Source organism: Caballeronia sp. BR00000012568055 (assembly GCF_029439455.1).
Classification (GTDB): domain Bacteria; phylum Pseudomonadota; class Gammaproteobacteria; order Burkholderiales; family Burkholderiaceae; genus Caballeronia.
On the sequence record NZ_JAQFVG010000113.1, the window covers coordinates 6,612 to 8,833 of the forward strand.

Genomic DNA, 2,222 nt, shown 5'->3' on the forward strand with positions numbered 1-2,222 from the left:
GGCAATGGGCGCTGCGGGGTGGTCTTGGGACAGCGTGCTGCCATATTTCAGCAAGCTCGAGACGGATCAAGATTTTTCGGACTCTCTGCACGGACGGCGAGGCCCAGTTCCGATCAGACGGGTGCCTCGAAATATGTGGCCTCCCCTGACCTCGGCGATTGAACAATATGCAAAGGCATCCGGGTACCCGTTTATCGCCGATATGAACGGCGATTTCCGCGATGGGTTCGGCGCCACTCCGATCAGTAATACCGCGAACAGCCGAGTAACGACCGCCGCGGCATACCTCACATCCAGCGTTCGACAAAGACCGAATCTTACTATTCTTTCTCGCGCATTTGTGCGTTCGGTCCGATTCAGCGATAAGCGTGCGACCGGCGTTCTAGCAGAGGTCGACGGACGCTTAATAGAATTTGCTGCACAAGCTGAAGTAATCCTGACAGCTGGAGCGATTCATTCACCGGCCCTACTGATGAGATCGGGCATCGGCGAAGGGGGCGCTCTACAGAAACTCGGGATCAGCGTCGTCGCCGACCTCGACGGCGTAGGGAAAAACTTGCGCAATCATGCCGCTGTCTTTATTTGCGCGATGCTGCGTCGAAATTCGAGACAGTCGTCCTCTTTACGAACGCATCCGACCGCATGTATGCGCATGTCGTCAAACCTCTTGGGCGCGCCTAAGTCAGACCTTTACATCAATATCCAGAGCAAAACTTCCTGGAACGCGATGGGCACCCGAGTGGCGAGCCTAAACGCTGTACTCCTGAAGCCGGCTGGGTCCGGTCAGGTGAGCTTGAACGTGCACGATGCCAATCAGTTTCCTCTTGTCGAATTTGGATTTGGCGACAACGCGCGCGACATCGAACGACTTTCTAAAGCGGTGCTCCGGATACTGAACATATTGAAGTCCCCACTAGTATCACCACTGGTCGGTGCGCCCTTCGTAGTGCGTGTGGGAGACCGCATCCGACGGTGGAACACGCATACGACGTCCAGTGCCGTGAACGCACGCGCGTTCGCGACGTTGCTCGATGCAATGCCCAGCGCCCTCGGCGACCGAGTCCTCGCAGGGCTGACGGGGCATACGCTGGACAGTGATCGTCTCATGAGTGATCCGACTTTCCTGCTGAACTTCGTCACCCGTGAGATCACAGGTGTCTATCACCCGGTCGGAACGTGCCGAATGGGGAACCAGACAGACCCTGCGGCTGTTGTTGACTCTGCTGGGCGCGTATTAGGCGTCACCAATTTGCGCGTTGCCGACGCGTCCATCATGCCGACCATTCCTCGCGGCAACACCAACATTCCAACGATCATGGTCGCGGAGAAGCTTTCCGACACCATTGTCAAAGGCGAGACCACAGCCATTCTTGGAGCTAGCATTGGATCTGCAACTTGAAGGCAAGCACGTTCTGGTGACCGGTGGATCGCGAGGAATTGGGTTCGCATGCGCCGACCAATTTCTGGCGGAAGGCTGCGTCGTCAGCATCGTAGGACGTGATAGAAGTCGCATCGGCGACGCATGCAGGACGCTTGACGTCAGCATGAAGCGAATCAGCGGATATGCCGCCGACCTGTCCCAACCGGCCGTTGCATTGGGCGTAATTGCTGATGCTGAGGAAGAACGCGGACCCATCGACGTTCTCGTCAACGCCGCAGGCGGTGCACGTCGGAAGCCTTTCGATGAATTGCAGCCCGAAGACTGGCGCGCCGCAATGGAAGCCAAATTCCTGACGTATATCAACGTCTTGGATCCTCTCATCAAGCTCATGGCACAGCGTCGCGCCGGTTCGGTAGTCAATGTGGTGGGAATGGGAGGCAAAGTCCCAATCACAACGCATCTAGCTGGCGGATCCGCCAACGCTGCACTGATGCTCGCCACGGCAGGCCTCGCGCTGGCATATGGACCGATGGGCGTTCGGGTTAATGCCCTGAATCCTGCAAAGACGAACACTGACCGGCTAGCAGAAGGCGTCAGTGCCTTTGCTCGGCAAGAACGGATAACTACCGCTGAAGCCATTGCCGAGGCGAACAATTCATCGCCTCTTGGTCGACCCGCTTCTCCTGCGGAGGTGGCGGCGGTTGTGGCCTTCCTGGCTTCCCCAAAGGCTGGGTACATCTCCGGGGCGATTGTTTCCATGGACGGTGCCGCTCGCCCGATGGTGGTCTGAGCCCGTTCCGACCGCGTTTCCCTTCCCGATCCTTCCTTAAAAATCCGACGA

At 57.7% G+C, this 2,222-nt stretch carries 2 protein-coding genes; both read left to right on the forward strand.

What is annotated here, in order from left to right:
• Window positions 1-1,399 (forward strand): GMC family oxidoreductase (locus P7F28_RS07240; protein ID WP_277183837.1); only part of this gene is annotated, 1,399 nt, incomplete at its 5' end.
• Entirely contained in the window at window positions 1,383-2,171 is a 789-nt protein-coding gene (locus P7F28_RS07245) for an SDR family oxidoreductase (protein WP_277183838.1), read from the forward strand. The genes P7F28_RS07240 and P7F28_RS07245, both read left to right, overlap by 17 nt.
• The last annotated feature ends 51 nt before the right edge of the window (window positions 2,172-2,222 follow it).